Below are 15,725 nucleotides of genomic sequence, written 5' to 3'. Positions count from 1 at the left end.
GGCTCAGCCGTGCGTCAATATCTTCGCGGCGGCATCCAAGCCCTCCGGGGTGCCGACGACCACGAGCAGGTCACCCGCGGTGAAGGTGAAATCGGGTCCGGGCGAGGGATGCAATTGCCCGGCCCGCATGACGGCCACGATGGAGGCCTTCGTGCGCGTGCGCATCTCGGTCTCGCCGAGGGTGCGCCCGTCGTAGGGCGAATCGTCCCCGATCGGGAGCTGGCGCGTGGTGATCCCGGGCATGTCGCGGTGGTCGTCGTTGAGCTTGGCGACCAGCTGCGGCGCGCCGAGGAGGTTGGCCAGCACCGCCGCCTCATCGGTGGTCAGGGGGATCTGCGCGGCACAGGCGTCGGGATCGTCCAGCTTGGAGACGATCAGGTCGATATCACCGTCGCGGTGGGCGACCACGCCGATTCGGCGACCGGAACGCACTTCGAAGTCCTTCCGGACACCGATGCCGGGTAGTGCGGTGACGTCGACGTTCACGCCTCCAGATTAACCGGATCACCCCCTCGGCGAACGGATCGGTCATCACTTCGGCCGATGGCGCGTCGCGGACGCTGTGCTGTGATGGAGGGCGTGCGGCGGTGGGCGGATGTGCCGGAGCGGATGCGGGACGCGCTGGGCGCGGTGATCGCGTTCGCCGGCGGCGCGGCGCTGTATCTCGCCGGTCTGTCCACTATGACCGAGCGGGGCGAGCACGTGTCGTTGTGGGTGCGGTGCGGTGTGCTGGCCGCGCTGTGCCTGGCGACCTCCTGCCGGCGCCGGACGCCGGTCGCGGCCATGGTGGCCGGCTTGGTCCCGCTGGCCGTCGACATCCGGCTGGGCGCCACGGTGCCGGTGTGGATCGTCTACGCCGACCTGATCTACGCGGCCGTGCTGTACGCCGGGCGCAGGGCGTCGCGGATCACGGCGCTGGCGTGGTCGGCGCTCTCCGCCGTCGTGGTGGCGCTGACCATGGCGCTGACCGGCGACCTGCGCGCGGTCGCGGTGGCGCTGGTGGCGGTGTTCGGTTTCGTCGCGACGCCGATCTGGTGGGCGAACTCGGTGCGCACGCACAAGGAGGTCGCGCACGCCGAGCGCACTCGCGCCGAGGCGCTGACCTTGGTCGCCGAACTCGACCGCCGCGCGGCCGTCGCCGACGAGCGCACCACGATGGCGCGTGACCTGCACGACGTGATCGCCGGGCATCTGTCGGCCATCGCCTTGCACTCGGAGGCGGCGCTCGGCGTACTGGCCCGCCCGGACGCCGACCCGGCGGTGGCCGGGATCGTGCGCGCCATCCGCGCCAACAGCGTCAGCGCGCTGGAGGAGATGCGCACCATGATCGGATTGCTGCGCAGCGACGACGGCGCCCCGGAGGTGGCCGCGCCGCGCACCCTCGCGCAGTTGCCGATCCTGGTGGACGCCGCGCGCGCGGCGGGGATCTCGGTACGGGTCCACGAAGCACTCGACGCCACCACGCTGCCCAGCGCGGTCGACCAGGCCGCCTATCGCATCGTCCAGGAGGCTTTGACCAACGCCATGAAACACGCTCCGGGACAAGAGGTCTCGATCGACGTGCGCACCGGGGAGCAGATGCTGACCATATCCGTCCGAAACCGGACCGCGCCCGCGCGGCCGTCCCGGTCCGTGGCTCGCGCCGGGCGCCGCGGCTTGGTGAACATGCGCGAGCGGGCCGCGGCGCTCGGCGGAAGTCTGCGCGCGGGAAACGATGCCGGCCATTGGGAAGTGCTGGCCACCCTGCCGCTCGGAAGCGCGGGCCCCGCATGACGATTCGTGTGGTGATCGCCGACGACCACGCCGCGATCCGTGCCGGCCTGCGGATGATCCTGGACGTGGAGCACGATATCGACGTGGTCGGCGAGGCCGCCGACGGCGATGTCGCGGTGGCGCAGGCCAAAGCGCTACGGCCGCAGGTGGTGCTGATGGACGTGCGCATGCCGGGAGTGGACGGGATCACCGCCACCGAGCGGATCACCGCGGACGGCCTGGCGCAGGTGCTGATCCTGACCACGTTCGACCTGGACGAGTACGTCTTTCGCGCACTGCGGGCGGGCGCTTCGGGGTTCGTGCTGAAATCCACGTCGGGCCGGGCGCTGGTCGAGGCGGTGCGCGCGGTCGCGGCGGGGGACGGCGTGCTGGCTCCGGAGGTGACGCGGGCGGTGATCTCGGCGTTCGCCGCGTCGAATCACGCTGCGGTGCAGTCGGCTCCTCCGGGGCTCGGCGAACTCACCGAACGGGAACGCGAAGTGCTCGATTGCCTCGGCGACGGTCTGTCCAACGCGCAGATCGCAGGCCGGCTGTTCATCGGTGAGACGACCGTCAAGACGCACGTCTCCCGGGTGCTGGCGAAACTCGGTGTGCGGTCGCGGGTTCAGGCCGCCATCGTGGCGCGTGAGCTCCGCGACCGGTAGTCACGCCGGGAGCGGGGCGAATGTCCCGTCCGTGCCGGGCAGGTACTCCGCGACCCCGGTGACCGCGCCCACCGGCAAAGGGCCGTACAGGTGGGGGAAGAGCATCGACTCCGGATCGGTCGGGACCCCCGGCTCCCATTTGATCGGTGACCCGACGCGGCGGGAGTCGATCCGCAGCAGCACCAGATCGCGCCGCCCCGCGAACAAGCGATTCGCGGGCAGGTGCACCTGCTGCGGCGAGGAGAGATGGATGAACCCCGCTTCGGCGAGTGAGGGGGCACGGTACTCCCCTGTTTGCCGCGCGGAAAGCCATTCATCCAAAGTGCATAGGTGAACCAGCGTGTGAGTGTCACAGGTCACGGGTAATCTCCCGGTAGACAACTTAATCGGTCGATCGAGGTTGTGATGCAGCACACATCGGCGGCAGGACCTGTGGCGTTCGCCCGTAGCGAAATCCCTGGTCGTGTTATCGAAAACACACTGCTTCATCCGCGGGAACAAAGTCCCCCGTCCCGAACGTCTGACAGAGTAGTCAATACCCCTGCTGGGAAGTAGCGGTAGCGAGCTCGTGGTGAGTGACCACGGGCCCCACACCAGGTGAACGGTCGTCGGGACCGGGAGCCAGGACGGAGGAGTCATGCCAGGAACCCTGACAAGCACCCCACTGACCGCGGTCGATCGTTGCGACCGCTGCGGGGCGGCAGCCCGAGTGCGCGCCGTACTGCCCGCGGGTGGAGAGTTGCTCTTCTGCCAGCACCACGCGAACGAACACATGGATCGGCTGCGTGAGCTGGACGCCGTGATCGACACGGAGTCCGCTCCCGCGCTCTGATCTGCTCCTCGCGTCCTGACACAACAGCATCGGACAACAGAACACCGTTTCCACCGGCAGCGGGCGACCCACAGGTCGCCCGCTGCTCATGCGTCCGGCGGCGATCGGTCCGCGCCGAGGATGCCGTCCAGCAGCCTGGCCAGGCCGTATTCGAACGCGCCGTCCGGGTCGGCGGGCGCCTGGTACAGCTCGCCCACCGCCGCACCGACGCGTGCGGCCAGCGGGAACCGGCTCGGCGGCATCACCTCGGCCAGCAGCGGTCCGTGCACTTCCCACCAGCGCGCGTCGCTCATGCGCGCGGTCTCCCGAGCGGCCGCCACCGCCATGCGCGCGTTTCCGGTGGCGAACTCCGACAGCACGGCGATGGCCCGGTCCATCGCCACGTCGGGCAAGCCGAGCCCGTCGATCGCGGCCAGCTGGCGTTCGTACCGACGCATCCGTCCCGGCCCGAGCACGAGCCGCCACGGCGACACCTCGAGCAGCCAGGGATGCGCGAGGAGTTCCGCCCGGATCTGACGGGCCACGGCGGCGAGGCGCTCCCGCGGCGGCAGATCCGCGGGAATGGGAGCGTCCTCCTCGGCCACCGCGTCGACCATGAGCGCCGTCAACGCCTCCTTGCTCGGCACGTAGGTGTAGAGACTCATCGGCCGCAGCCCCAGCTCGGCGGCGACCGTGCGGATGGAGACCTTCTCGTAGCCGTGCCGGTCGGCGAGCGCGACCGCCGCCGCGACCACCGCGTCCACACTGACCGTCTGTTTCGGTCCACGCCCCGCCGGACGCGGCGGAAGTTCGTGCCGCCACAGCAAGCTCATCAGCCGCTGGGCCTCGTCGGAGGTGACGTCGTCGCTCACTGGCTCCTCGGAACCTATCCGGTACGGTGGGCGTTACACTACTCCGTACACCATACGTTGATTTGAGGGGTTGGATCCTGTTCAGCACACAGGTCACTTATCTACCGGATCGGCACATGTTCGCGCTCTGGACCTGGCTCGGACACACTCCCGGGCCCGCTCCGACCGGCCCGGGTGACCGCGAGACCATCGCGCTGGCCGCCCCGATCGGCGTGGACGGAGCCCTCGAGGTCGTCGACGTGGACGCCGCCTTGGTGGATCCCGAGACCTTCGCCGGCTCGCGTCTCGAACACCCGGGAGAGTCGGTCCTGGCCTGGCAGCGGGTGATGCGTTCCGTGCTCGCCGACCCTGCCTGCGAACCGCAGGCCCCGGACTCCGATGCCTTGCCCATCGCCGCGCACGCCGTTCCCGACGCCTCCGGCACGGCCGTCGTCTCCGCACAGCGGGCGCTGGGCGTCCTGCGCGACACCGAGGCGGTCGCCGCGGACTTGCGGGCCACGTTGAAGGCCCGGCTGCGGCCTTATCAGGCCCGCGGTGTCGGCTGGCTGCGCGAAACGGTGGCCGCCCACGGCGGGGCGGTGCTCGCCGACGAGATGGGCCTCGGCAAGACCGTGCAGACCATCGGCTTCCTGCTCGACCGGGCCGAGGCCGGTCCCCAGCTGGTGGTGTGCCCCACCTCGCTGGTCGGCAACTGGGCCCATGAGATCGGCCGGTTCGCGCCGGGGCTGCGCGCGGTCGTGTGGCGCGGCGGAGCCGTCGACGCCGACGCCGACGCCGACGCCGCGACGATCGTCATCGCCGGTTACCCGACGCTGCGTCTGCACGGGCAGCTGCTGTCGCGGCGGAGCTGGGCGACGGCGGTCTTCGACGAGGCGCAGGCGTTGAAGAATCCCCGCACCCAGGTCGCGAAGGCGGCGCGCGCGATCGACGCGGCCGCGACGGTCGCGTTGACCGGCACGCCGGTGGAGAACCATCTGGAGGAGCTGTGGGCCCTGCTGCACCTGGTGGCGCCGCGGTTGTTCGGGCACCGGAGGCAGTTCCGGCGGCGCTTCGTGCGGCCGATCCACGAGGGTTCGGCCGCCGCCGCGGCGCGGTTGCGCGACACCATCGAACCGGTGGTGCTGGCCCGCACGAAGCGTCAGGTCGCCGCCGCACTGCCCGCGAAGATCCACAGCGACCTGCTCTGCGACCTCACCCCCGAACAGGAACGGCTCTACGACCAGCTGCTCGACAAGGCCGTCGACGACGGCTTCGGCACGGGCATCGAGCGCCACGGCCGGGTGCTGGCCGCGCTGACGGCCCTCAAGCAGGTGTGCAACCATCCCGGGCTGATCACCGGCGAGCTCGACGAGCTGGCAGGCCGGTCCGGGAAACTCGACCTGTGCACCGACATCATCGCCGCCAACCTCGAAACCGCGAGCCCGACATTGATCTTCACGCAGTACCGGCAGACCGGTGAGCTGCTGGTGCGGCATCTCGCCGAGCGGTTCGGTGTGCGCGCGCCGTTCTTCCACGGCGGGCTCTCGCAGGCCGAGCGCGCCGAGATCGTCACCGGCTTCCAGGCCGAGGACGGGCCGCCGGTGCTGGTGCTCAGCCTGCGCGCGGCGGGCACCGGACTCACGCTGACCCGCGCCGCCGACGTCGTCCATTTCGATCGCTGGTGGAACCCGGCGGTGGAGGCGCAGGCCTCCGACCGGGTGCACCGGATCGGCCAGACCCGCACGGTCACCGTCACCACGCTCACCTCGACCACCACCGTGGAGGAGCACATCGCGGGCATGCACGGCCGCAAGGCGGCGCTGCGCGACCTCGCCGACGCGGCGGGCATCGCGGCGCTGGCAGCGCTGGACGACGCCCAGCTGATCGAGATCCTGCGCCGCAAGAGGGAGAACTGATGGCGGACAACGAATTCGGCTACACGGCATGGGGCATGGACTGGGTGCGGCTGGCCGAGCCGCTGCACCAGACCCGGCCGGACCCGCTGCTGCCCCGCGCCCGCAGCATCGCGCGCAACAACGGCGTGCAGGCCACCGTCGAGGGAGGCGAGGTGCGGGCCACCATCCACCGGGGTGGTCAGGCGTCGGTGACGCAGGTGGAGGTGGCCCCGCTGTCCCGGCAGACCATCAGCGCGATCGCCGCGGTCGTGACGGAACCGGCCATGCCCACCGACGACATGCATCGCGCGATCAGCGCGGCCGGGATCGCGCTCGCGCCCGTGCTCGCGGGGACCGACTGTTCGTGCACGGCGCGCAAGACACGGTGCGTGCACGTCCTGGCCGTCTTCTACGAGATGGCGCGGCGAGTCGACGAGGACCCCCGCCTCGGCTTGGCGATCCAGGGGTATTTCGCCATGGCGCCGGGGAATTCGGACGAGCCCGCACCGGCGACGCGATGGACGCCGATCAGCGCGCTCGACCCTCGTCGCTTCTTCACCACGACGCCGCGCTGAACCGCAGGACGGCCTCGGGACCCGCAGGGCCCGGCTCACTCCGGCTTCCTGGCCCGGAAGCGGAAACTGCTTGCGCCGGAATCGATCTCGACATCGGTGAAGCCGACGCGGCGCAGCCGGTCGGCGGCGGTCTCCGGCGGCACGGGCACGCAGGTGTCCCCGAGGTGTATGAGCCGGAACATCCGGCCGTCGAGCCCGTCGCTGCCCGCGAACACCCCGCCGGGGCGCAACACCCGCAGGGCTTCGGCGAACAACGCGTCCTGCCTGCCGGGCGAGGGCACGTGGTGCAGCATGGTGAAGCAGACCACCGAATCGAATCGTTCTTCAGGCAAAGGCATGTCCGCGCCGTCGCCGTCGATCACCGTCATCGACCGGCCGTGCCGGTCGCGCAGCCGCGCGGCCAGCGCCGGATCGATCTCGACGCCGGTGAGCGCCGAGGTCCTGGCCAGCAGCGCGGCGACGTTGGCGCCGTAGCCGGGGCCGATCTCCAGGGTGTCGGCGCCGAGGTCGAGACCGGACAGCGCCCACGGCACGATGCGCGTCGCACTGGCCTTCTCCCACATCGAGGAGCGGCACAGCAATCGGTGAAGTGTGTTCATCGCCATTCCTGTGACGCTAGGGACGGACCGCGCCTGGCACGACAGGCTACGGTGACACGTTGTGTCGCAGAACGGCCATGCCGTGGTCCATCCCGCTCCCACCGGCGCGACCGCCATGGTGTTCGGGATCGGGGTGCTGCCCGCGGGGCACTGGTTCGAATGGCATGAGCATCCGCAACACCAGATCGCCTGGGCGTCTCGCGGCGTCCTCGCGGTCGAGGTGGGCGACAACCGCTGGGTCTTACCCCCGACCAGAGCACTGTGGGTTCCCGCGGGCACCGCGCACCGCACCGGCACCTGCGACGGCGCGGCGATGCGCGGCATCTTCCTGGACCCCGGCCGGTGCCCGCTCGATTTCGGCGCGCCGACCATGTTGCGCGTGACCCGGCTCCTGCACGAACTGTTCGATCTGCTCACCACGGCCGACGCCACCCCGCAGCGGCGAGCGCGTGCCGAGGCGGTGGTCTTCGATCTGCTCGAGCCCGTGTCGGTGATCCCGATCGGCGCGCATCCGCCCACCGATCCCCGGGCGCGGCAGGTGGCCGACGCGCTCGCCGCCGATCCGGCCGATCCGCGCACATTGGCCGAGTTCGCCGCCCACGTCGCCGCCAGCCCGCGCACGCTGGCGCGGTTGTTCGTGGCCGAGACGGGTCTGGGCTTCGGCCAGTGGCGCACCCAGATCCGGCTGGCGGCTTCGCTGCCGCTGCTCGCCGCGGGCATGCCGATCGCGCGGATCGCGGGCCGGGTCGGTTACGCGACGCCCAGCGCGTACGTCGCGGCTTTCCGGCGGGCGGTCGGGGTACCGCCGGGGCGGTATTTCACCGGTTGATCAGGCGTTGGTGCCGCTGTCCACGGTGAGGAACGCGCCGGTCACGCTGCGGCCGGACGGCCCGGCGAGGAAGGCGACCGTGGCCGCGACATCGTCGGCGGCGCCGAAGCGGCCGAGCGCGGTGAGGTCGCGCTGCCGCTGCGCGTGCGCGCCGTCGACCGGGTTCATATCGGTGTCGGTGGAGCCCGGCTGCACGAGATTCACGGTGATCGCACGCGGGCCCAGCTCACGCGCCAGCGCCTTGGTGAAGCCGTTGAGGGCGGACTTGCTGAGGTTGTAGAGCGTCACGCCGTCGAACGGGGCGTGATCGGTCAGGTTGGTTCCGATGCTGATGATCCGCCCGCCGTCGGTCATGTGCGCGACCGCGGCCTGCGCGGCGACGAACGCCGCACGTGCGTGCACGGCGAGCGCGTTGTCGACCTCTGCGACGGTGAATTCCGCGAACGGCTTCGCCGGGAAGATCCCCGCGTTGTTGACCAGGATGTCCAGTCCGCCGAGTGCGGACGCCGCGTGGTCCACCGCCGCCCGCACGGCGGTGGCGTCGGCGCTGTCGGCCCGGATCGCGACGGCTCGGCGCCCGAGCCCCTCCACCTCCCCGACCACCGTCTTCGCCTGCTCTTCGGCGTGCTGGTAGGTCAGCGCCACGTCCGCGCCCGCAGCGGCGAGGCGGCGCGCGATCGCAGCGCCTATCCCGCGACTGCCCCCGGTGACCAGCGCGACCTTGCCCGTCAGCTCCGCCATCGGTACTCCTCCAATTTTTGTGTCGATCAGTACATAAATAGCCAAGCGCATTCGCCGCGGCGATGTCAAGGGGTATATTTAACGATCGACACAGAAAGGTCGGGCATGGCTGAACGGGGACGACCGCGCGCTTTCGATCGTGCCGAGGCGTTGCGCCGCGCCATGGAGGTGTTCTGGGAGCACGGCTACGAGGGCGCGTCGATGAGCGACCTCACCGCCGCGATGGGGATCAACTCACCCAGCCTGTACGCCGCGTTCGGCGGCAAGGAGGCACTGTTCCGCGCGGCCGTCGAACTCTACGGGCACACCGACGGCGGCCACACCGCCCGCGCGCTGCGCGAGGAACCCACCGCGCGGGCGGCCGTCGAGGCGATGCTGCGGGACAACGCGGCCGCCTACACCGAAGCGAACAAGCCGCACGGGTGCATGGTGGTGCTCGCGGGTTCCACCTACACCACCCGCAACACCGGCATTCGCGACTTCCTGATCGACAAGCGCCGCGAGACCACCGAAGACATCCGGCGACGGCTCGAGCGCGGCGTCGCCGAGGGCGATCTGCCGCCGCGCACCGACACCGCGGCGCTCGCCGGTTTCTACACCACGGTCCTCTACGGCCTGTCCATCCAGGCGCGAGACGGCGCGTCGCTGGCGGAACTCACGGCGTCCATCGACTGCGCCATGGCCGCCTGGCCCGTCCCCGCCCGCTGACGACTACTTGCGGCGCAGCGCGGCGATGCGCTCACCGAGTTGCTCCGCGGTGGCCAACGCGGTCGGCGGCCCGCCGCACTCGCGGCGCAATTCACCGTGGATCACCCCGTGCGGCTTGCCGGTGCGATGGTGATGCATCGCCACCAGGCTGTTGAGTTCACGCCGCAGCTCGCCGAGCCGATCGGCGGTGGCGACCCGCTCCGCGGCGCCCGCCACCTGCGGGCCGGGATGGGGGACGGGCGTGCTGCGCTCGGCGACCTGCTTGGCCTGCCGCTCACGCAACAGCGCGCGCATCTGCTCGGCGTCTAGCAGGCCGGGAATGCCCAGGTAGTCGGCTTCCTCATCGCTTCCGGCGAAGGTCGCGGTGCCGAAGGATGAGCCGTCGTAGATCACCTGGTCGAGCTCGGCGTCGGCGGCCAGCGCGACAAAGGACTTCTCCTGCTCGCCGGGCTCGTCCTGCTGCTTGTTCGCGTCGATGAGCAGCTCGTCGTCCAAGCCGTTCTTCTCCCGGTGCGGCTTGCCGATGACGTGGTCGCGCTGCAGTTCCAGTTGCGCGGCCAGATCCAGCAGCACCGGCACCGAGGGCAGGAACACGGTCGCGGTCTCGCCGGACCGACGGGCGCGCACGAAACGCCCGATCGCCTGCGCGAAATACAGCGGCGTGGAAGCGCTGGTCGCGTACACGCCGACGGCGAGGCGCGGCACGTCGACGCCCTCGGACACCATGCGGACAGCGACCATCCAGGGCTGAGTGCTGTTGCTGAACTCGGCGATGCGATCGGAGGACGCCGGGTCGTCGGACAGCACCAGCGCCGGCTTCTCACCCGAGATGTGTTCCAGCAGTTCGGCGTAGTCGCGGGCACGGTCCTGGTCGGTGGCGATCACCAGGCCGCCCGCGTCGGGCATGCCGGAAGCGCGCTTCTGGCGCAGCCTGATGTCGGCCGCGCGCAGCACCGCGGAGATCCAGTCGCCGGCCGGGTCGAGCGCGGTCCGCCAAGCGCGCGCGGTCTGCTCGGCGTTCAGCGGCTCGCCTAGGCGGGCGGAGTACTCCTCGCCCGCGCTGTCGCGCCAGTGCGCCTCGCCCGAGTAGGCCAGGAAGACCACCGGCCGCACCACGCCATCGGCGAGCGCCTCGGCGTAACCATAGGTGTGGTCGGCGCGGGACTTCGGGAATCCGGACTCGTCGGGTTCGTAGACGACGAACGGAATCTGGCTGTCGTCGCTGCGGAACGGGGTACCGGTCAGGGCGAGGCGGCGGGTGGCGTCGCCGAACGCCTCGGCGGTGGCCTCCCCCCAGCTCTTGGCGTCTCCCGCGTGGTGGATCTCGTCGAGGATGACCAGTGTCCTGCGATTCTCGGTGCGCACGCGGTGGCGCGAGGGATGCGCGGCGACCTGCGCGTAGGTGACCACGACACCGTGATAGTCCCCCGAGGTGCCGCCGGTGGAGTTGGAGAACCGCGAGTCGAGGACGATCCCGGCGCGCGCCGCCGACTGTGCCCACTGGTGCTTGAGATGTTCGGTGGGCGCCACCACGGTGATCTGGTCCACGGTGCGGTCGGCCAGCAGTTCGGCGGCCACGCGCAGCGCGAAGGTGGTCTTGCCCGCCCCCGGGGTCGCCACGGCGAGGAAGTCCCGCGGTTTGGTGGCCAGATACTTCGTCAGCGCACGTCGCTGCCAGGCGCGCAGGGAACCACCGGAGGCGGTGGTCACCGCTTTGGAATCGCCCGGCGTCTCTGCTTCTCCCGCCACAGCGGCGCCACCCGACCCAGTCACGCAGACGACCCTAGCGGCCCGGCACGGCGTGTCGCCAAACCGACGCGGCGGGCGCGATGGGCATCACACGGCCACCAGCCAGGACGCTGGAAGTTCACCCGGCGCCCACCGACACATCGCGCACACCCGATGCCGATCGCCGAAGTGCGCGATGCTGTAAGGACGATGACCGAGCACCACGCCCTCCCGGGCGACCCGCCGCGGACCGACGCACCGCCGACGCGCGCCGTCGCCGTGCGCTCGCCCACGTGGGCCGACCGCGCGAGCGCACGGGCCACGCGGGTGAGCAGGCGGGCCGCGGCGCTGAGCATGCGGGTGGCGGAGAAGGCCTGGGCCGACTCCATCTTCGCCAAGTCGGCCGCCGCGGCGTTCTGGCAGACGCTGTCGCTGGCGCCGCTGTTGCTCGGCCTGCTCGGCAGTCTCGGCTACGTCGGGGGCTGGTTCGGCCCGGACACGGTGCAGATCGTCGAGTCCAAGATCATCGCGTTCAGCCGGGATCTGTTCAGCGCGAACGTGGTGACCGATCTCATCGAGCCCACGGTGCAGGACGTCCTCGGGCGCGGGCGCGGCGCGGTGGTGTCGGTGGGCTTCGTACTGTCGCTGTGGGCCGGATCGTCGGCGATGGCGACCTTCGTGGACTCGATCGTGGAGGCCCACGATCAGCAGGACGCGCGGCACCCGGTATGGCAGCGCATCTTCGCCCTGTTGCTGTACGTGCTGTTCCTGGCGGCGTCGGTGTTCATCCTGCCGCTGGTGGCGCTCGGGCCGACGCTGATCGGGCGGGTGCTGCCGACCGCTTGGCGGGCGACCGGACTGCAACTGCTGGACTTCTTCTACTACCCGGGCGTCGGCCTGCTGCTGATCGTCGGGCTCACCACCCTGTACAAGCTTGCACTGCACACCTCGTTGCCCTGGCACCGGCTCTTCGGCGGCGCACTGGTGGCCGGCGTGTTCTTCATGGCGGCCAGCGAAGTGCTGCGCCGCTACCTGTCCTGGGTCAGCCGCACCGGCGTCACCTACGGCGCGCTGGCGACGCCGATCGCGTTCCTGCTGTTCACGTTCTTCCTGGGCTTCGCGGTGATCCTGGGCGCGGAGTTCAACGCGGCGGTGCAGGAGTTCTGGCCCGCCCGCGCGACGCGCATGGAGCAGGTCAAGGAGTGGATCGCCAATCAGGTGCGCGGAGAGAGCGGAACCGACGCGGACACCGCGGAGCGGGACGAGGCCGCGCCGGATCCGGACGACACGGACCCCGACGGCCGCCGCGCCGTGCTCGACCTGCGCGCGGCGCGGTCCTCGCCCGGCGAGTAGCGCTTCGCCTCAGTCGCCCTTGCGTAGGCCGTCGTAGACCTTCTTGCACTCCGGGCACACCGGAGAGCCGGGCTTGGGCGAGCGGGTCACCGGGAAGACCTCTCCGCACAGCGCGACCACGTGGGTGCCGAGCACGGCGCTCTCGGCGATCTTGTCCTTCTTCACGTAGTGGAAGAACTTCGGGGTGTCGTCGCCCGTTGTCTCGTCGGTCGTCGTATCCGGGCGAACCATGGTGTCGGTGCTCACGCACTCCATGATGCCGCATCCCGCGACAACCTCGCTGACCACGGTGTCACCCGGGAGACGACCACGATTGCGAACCCGGTGAGCCGACCTCGGTATCGCCTCGAGCGCACCACCGAGAAGCGGGAACGGGCCTCGGTATCGCATCGAGCGACACCATCGCAAAACCGGAAAACGACCTCGGCATGTGCGCGGGCGGACCCCGAGTGGAAGACTCGGGGTATGCAGCAGAACGGCGATTCCTCATCCGCCGACGGCCGCGACCGCGAAGAGCACCCCGACGTGACGATGCCGACGCAGCCCCGCCGTTCCTCCGGATACTTCCCAGGCAGTGACGACAAGCACCCCGCGTTGATCACCGAGGCGGCGCCCTCACTGGACGACCAGCACCGGGCCCGGGTGCGCCGGTACACCATCATCATGGCGTTCCGCATACCGTGCCTGGTCCTGGCCGCGATCGCCTACAGCGCGTTCGGCAACCCGCTGCTGTCCATCCTGATCATCGCCGCGTCGATTCCGCTGCCCTGGATCGCGGTGCTGATCGCCAACGACCGTCCGCCGCGCCGCAAGGACGAGCCGAGCCGGTGGGACCGTCCGCGCACGGCCATCGAGTCGCGCCCGCACAACGCCATCGACGGCTGAACCCTCCGGGAGCGGATCACCCCGCCGCGGCCTGCGTCCTGATGACCGCCGACATCACGGCGGCCGCGGCGCACAGACCGCCCGCCAGGTACCAGGCGAGGTCGTAGCCGCCCTGCAGGTCGCGGATGAGGCCCGCGCCGGTGGCCGCCACCGCCGCGCCGATCTGGTGCGAGGCGAACACCCAGCCGAAGGCGACCGGGCCGTCGGCGCCGAACAGTTCACGGCACAGCACGACCGTCGGAGGCACCGTGGCCACCCAGTCCAAGCCGTAGAAGACGATGAACACCCACAGGCTCGGCTGCGTGTCCGGACCCAGCAGCGCGGGCAGGATCAGCAGCGACAGGCCACGCAACGTGTAGTAGCCGATCAACAGGTAGCGCGGATCGATCCGGTCGGTCAGCCAGCCCGAGGCGATGGTGCCCGCCACGTCGAAGATGCCGACGAGGGCCAGCAGGCTCGCCGCGGTGGTCGGCGGCATGCCGTGATCGTGCGCGGCGCTGACGAAGTGGGTACCGACCAGCCCGTTGGTGGACGCGCCGCACACCGCGAACCCGCCGGCCAGCAACCAGAAACCGGGACGGCGCGCGATCGCGGCGAGCACCGTGAGCGCCCGCGACGCGCCGGCGGCGGCGGGCACGCGCAGGCCCGCCGTGCTGTCCGGTTCGGCGCCGTAGGCGCGCACGCCGAGGTCGCTGGGGTAGTCCCGGATGAACAGCAGCACCAGCGGCGCCACGGCCAGCGCGGCGCCCGCGACGATCAGCGACGGCACCCGCCAGCCGTGGGCGTGCGCCAGCGCGGACACCAGCGGGAGGAAGACCAGTTGCCCGGTCGCGCCCGCGGCGGTGAGCACACCGGTGACCAGACCGCGCTGCCGCACGAACCACCGTCCGGTGATCGTGGCGACGAACGGCATCGACATCGACCCGACGCCGATACCGACCAGCAGCCCCCAGGTCAGCACGAGATGCCACGGCCGGGACATGAACACCGTCAGCCCGCTGCCCGCGGCGACCAGCAGCAGCGCGCACGCCACCACCCTGCGAATGCCGAAGCGGTCCATCAGCGCGGCGGCGAATGGCGAGATCAGGCCGTAGAGCAGCAGATTCAGTGAGACGGCCGTCCCGATGGTCCCGTGCGACCAGCCGAACTCCTCGTGCAGCGGGTCCATCAGCACGCTGGGCACGGAGCGGAACCCGGCCGCGCCGAGCAGGGCGACGAAGCCGACGGCCGCGACCAGCCACGCCGGGTGCAACCGCAGGCGCGGCGGGGAATCGAGCGAAACAGGGGGCGGCGTCTGCAGTTCGGTCACCCGACGAGCGTGCCCGAACTATGCGTCCGCAACGAGTGGCTGAAATGCCACTTAGCATCAAATTCGCGCCAAACTCGGGGGCGCGGGTATTTTCTCGACAAGCCGGGCACGTGTACCTAGGGTCGCATGAGCCTCGCTCACCATGATCACCGGACACGCGGGCGACGAGACAGGAGTGCACATGATTCGGTGGATCTGGGTCTTCCTGGACCGCCCGGCGCAGCGTTTCGACGACTGCGCGAAGTTCTGGTCCACGGTCACCGGCACCGAGCTCTCCCCTCGGCGCGGTGCGAACGACGAGTTCCTCACCTTGTTGCCGGACCCGGCGCTGTTCGCCGCGGCGAGCGTCAAGATGCAAGCGGTGACCGGTCTCGGCGGAGTGCACCTGGACCTGGACGTCGACGACATCCCGTCCGCCGTGCGCACCGCGCTCGACCTGGGAGCGGAACTGGTCGCCAACCATCCCGACTACGCCGTGCTGCGCTCCCCCGGCGGCCAGACGTTCTGCCTGACGCCAAGCGGCCGCGCGACGAGCACGCCCGCGCCCGCCGTGCGGGCTCCCGACGGCACGCTGTCGCGCCTGGACCAGGTGTGCCTGGACATCGGCCCCGACGACCACGAGGTCGAGACCCGCTTCTGGAAGCTGCTGACCGGGTGGTCCTACCAGCAGGGCAGGCGGCCGGAGTTCGCGCGGCTGCGCAGCGCGGAGCGCCAGTTGCCCGCGCAGCTGCTGTTGCAGCGCCTCGGCGAGAACCGCCCGACCAGCGCGCATGTCGATCTGGCTGCCGAGGATGTGGAAGCCACCGCCGCGTGGCACGAGTCGCTCGGCGCGACCGTGGTGGAACGCCACGAGCACTGGATCGTCCTGAGCGACCCCGGCGACGCGCTGTACTGCGTCACCGGACGCGACCCCAGCGGCGTCTGACCCAGTCTTCGGCGGCCACGGAGTCATCGCGGCGCCGTGACACAGCGGGCGTCCGACTCGCGTCCGGCGGTCGCGGTGGCAGAGTACCGGTGTGCCTAC

At 70.8% G+C, this 15,725-nt stretch carries 18 protein-coding genes; 10 read left to right on the top strand and 8 right to left on the bottom strand.

The features are described from left to right. Positions 1-3: 3 nt before the first annotated feature. The gene (locus U3653_RS23605) at positions 4-486 is read right to left on the bottom strand and encodes a cation:proton antiporter regulatory subunit (protein ID WP_067808878.1); all 483 of its coding nucleotides are present in this window, start codon (positions 484-486) and stop codon (positions 4-6) included. Between the two features lie 84 nt (positions 487-570). Here U3653_RS23605 and U3653_RS23600 point away from each other — a divergent pair, with 84 nt between their 5' ends. Together U3653_RS23600 and U3653_RS23595 are read left to right on the top strand one after the other, a co-directional pair. Beyond that, positions 571-1,773, top strand: a complete 1,203-nt coding sequence (locus U3653_RS23600; protein WP_323124429.1) for a sensor histidine kinase — start codon at positions 571-573, stop codon at positions 1,771-1,773. Beyond that, positions 1,770-2,417 carry a response regulator gene (locus tag U3653_RS23595; protein ID WP_195082219.1) on the top strand — a complete coding sequence of 216 codons (648 nt, stop codon included), beginning with the start codon at positions 1,770-1,772 and terminating at the stop codon, positions 2,415-2,417. Before U3653_RS23600 ends, U3653_RS23595 begins: the two co-directional genes overlap by 4 nt. On the opposite strand, the gene U3653_RS23590 is transcribed toward U3653_RS23595, so the two are convergent. Beyond that, a complete protein-coding gene (locus U3653_RS23590; RefSeq protein WP_323124430.1) occupies positions 2,418-2,777 on the bottom strand; it encodes a DUF952 domain-containing protein in 360 nt (119 codons plus the stop codon). A 277-nt stretch (positions 2,778-3,054) separates the two neighbouring features. Here U3653_RS23590 and U3653_RS23585 point away from each other — a divergent pair, with 277 nt between their 5' ends. After that, a complete protein-coding gene (locus U3653_RS23585; protein ID WP_036538000.1) occupies positions 3,055-3,249 on the top strand; it encodes a DUF7455 domain-containing protein in 195 nt (64 codons plus the stop codon). Between the two features lie 86 nt (positions 3,250-3,335). Here U3653_RS23585 and U3653_RS23580 read toward each other — a convergent pair whose 3' ends face one another. Further along, positions 3,336-4,061 (bottom strand): TetR/AcrR family transcriptional regulator, encoded by a 726-nt coding sequence (locus U3653_RS23580; RefSeq protein ID WP_195082392.1) that lies wholly within the window; start codon positions 4,059-4,061, stop codon positions 3,336-3,338. A 155-nt stretch (positions 4,062-4,216) separates the two neighbouring features. On the opposite strand from U3653_RS23580, the gene U3653_RS23575 reads away from it, so the two are divergent. Together U3653_RS23575 and U3653_RS23570 are read left to right on the top strand one after the other, a co-directional pair. Beyond that, positions 4,217-5,995: a DEAD/DEAH box helicase gene (locus U3653_RS23575; protein ID WP_195082217.1), complete on the top strand. Its 1,779-nt coding sequence runs from the start codon at positions 4,217-4,219 to the stop codon at positions 5,993-5,995. Then, positions 5,995-6,549 carry an SWIM zinc finger family protein gene (locus tag U3653_RS23570; protein WP_195082216.1) on the top strand — a complete coding sequence of 185 codons (555 nt, stop codon included), beginning with the start codon at positions 5,995-5,997 and terminating at the stop codon, positions 6,547-6,549. Before U3653_RS23575 ends, U3653_RS23570 begins: the two co-directional genes overlap by 1 nt. 35 nt (positions 6,550-6,584) lie before the next feature. Here the strand turns inward: U3653_RS23570 and U3653_RS23565 are convergent, their stop codons facing one another. Next, positions 6,585-7,154, bottom strand: a complete 570-nt coding sequence (locus tag U3653_RS23565; RefSeq protein ID WP_195082215.1) for a class I SAM-dependent methyltransferase — start codon at positions 7,152-7,154, stop codon at positions 6,585-6,587. Positions 7,155-7,209: 55 nt separating this feature from the next. Between U3653_RS23565 and U3653_RS23560 the strand changes: the two genes are divergently transcribed. Then, complete coding sequence (locus tag U3653_RS23560) at positions 7,210-7,977, top strand: AraC family transcriptional regulator (RefSeq protein ID WP_323124431.1); 768 nt, start codon at positions 7,210-7,212, stop codon at positions 7,975-7,977. On the opposite strand, the gene U3653_RS23555 is transcribed toward U3653_RS23560, so the two are convergent. Further along, on the bottom strand, positions 7,978-8,718 hold the full coding sequence (locus U3653_RS23555) for an SDR family NAD(P)-dependent oxidoreductase (protein WP_195082214.1): 741 nt from the start codon (positions 8,716-8,718) through the stop codon (positions 7,978-7,980). It abuts the gene before it with no gap. 105 nt (positions 8,719-8,823) lie between these two features. Between U3653_RS23555 and U3653_RS23550 the strand changes: the two genes are divergently transcribed. Continuing rightward, a complete protein-coding gene (locus tag U3653_RS23550) occupies positions 8,824-9,426 on the top strand; it encodes a TetR/AcrR family transcriptional regulator (protein WP_195082213.1) in 603 nt (200 codons plus the stop codon). Between the two features lie 3 nt (positions 9,427-9,429). On the opposite strand, the gene U3653_RS23545 is transcribed toward U3653_RS23550, so the two are convergent. Beyond that, on the bottom strand, positions 9,430-11,175 hold the full coding sequence (locus U3653_RS23545; RefSeq protein WP_435406585.1) for a DEAD/DEAH box helicase: 1,746 nt from the start codon (positions 11,173-11,175) through the stop codon (positions 9,430-9,432). 189 nt (positions 11,176-11,364) lie between these two features. On the opposite strand from U3653_RS23545, the gene U3653_RS23540 reads away from it, so the two are divergent. Beyond that, entirely contained in the window at positions 11,365-12,507 is a 1,143-nt protein-coding gene (locus U3653_RS23540) for a YihY/virulence factor BrkB family protein (RefSeq protein WP_195082212.1), read from the top strand. Between the two features lie 9 nt (positions 12,508-12,516). On the opposite strand, the gene U3653_RS23535 is transcribed toward U3653_RS23540, so the two are convergent. Further along, positions 12,517-12,753, bottom strand: coding sequence for a DUF3039 domain-containing protein (locus tag U3653_RS23535; protein WP_039799212.1), 237 nt, complete (start codon positions 12,751-12,753; stop codon positions 12,517-12,519). Positions 12,754-13,038: 285 nt separating this feature from the next. Here U3653_RS23535 and U3653_RS23530 point away from each other — a divergent pair, with 285 nt between their 5' ends. Then, positions 13,039-13,392: a DUF3099 domain-containing protein gene (locus tag U3653_RS23530; protein WP_323124447.1), complete on the top strand. Its 354-nt coding sequence runs from the start codon at positions 13,039-13,041 to the stop codon at positions 13,390-13,392. Between the two features lie 16 nt (positions 13,393-13,408). Here the strand turns inward: U3653_RS23530 and U3653_RS23525 are convergent, their stop codons facing one another. Further along, positions 13,409-14,701, bottom strand: coding sequence for an MFS transporter (locus U3653_RS23525; RefSeq protein WP_195082210.1), 1,293 nt, complete (start codon positions 14,699-14,701; stop codon positions 13,409-13,411). Positions 14,702-14,882: 181 nt separating this feature from the next. On the opposite strand from U3653_RS23525, the gene U3653_RS23520 reads away from it, so the two are divergent. Then, positions 14,883-15,626 (top strand): VOC family protein, encoded by a 744-nt coding sequence (locus tag U3653_RS23520; RefSeq protein ID WP_195082209.1) that lies wholly within the window; start codon positions 14,883-14,885, stop codon positions 15,624-15,626. Positions 15,627-15,725 lie beyond the last annotated feature (99 nt).

The organism is Nocardia implantans (assembly GCF_035544775.1).
Lineage (GTDB): Bacteria > Actinomycetota > Actinomycetes > Mycobacteriales > Mycobacteriaceae > Nocardia > Nocardia implantans.
The sequence above is the reverse complement of the archived record's forward strand: the minus strand, read 5'-3'. Positions and strand labels throughout refer to the sequence as shown.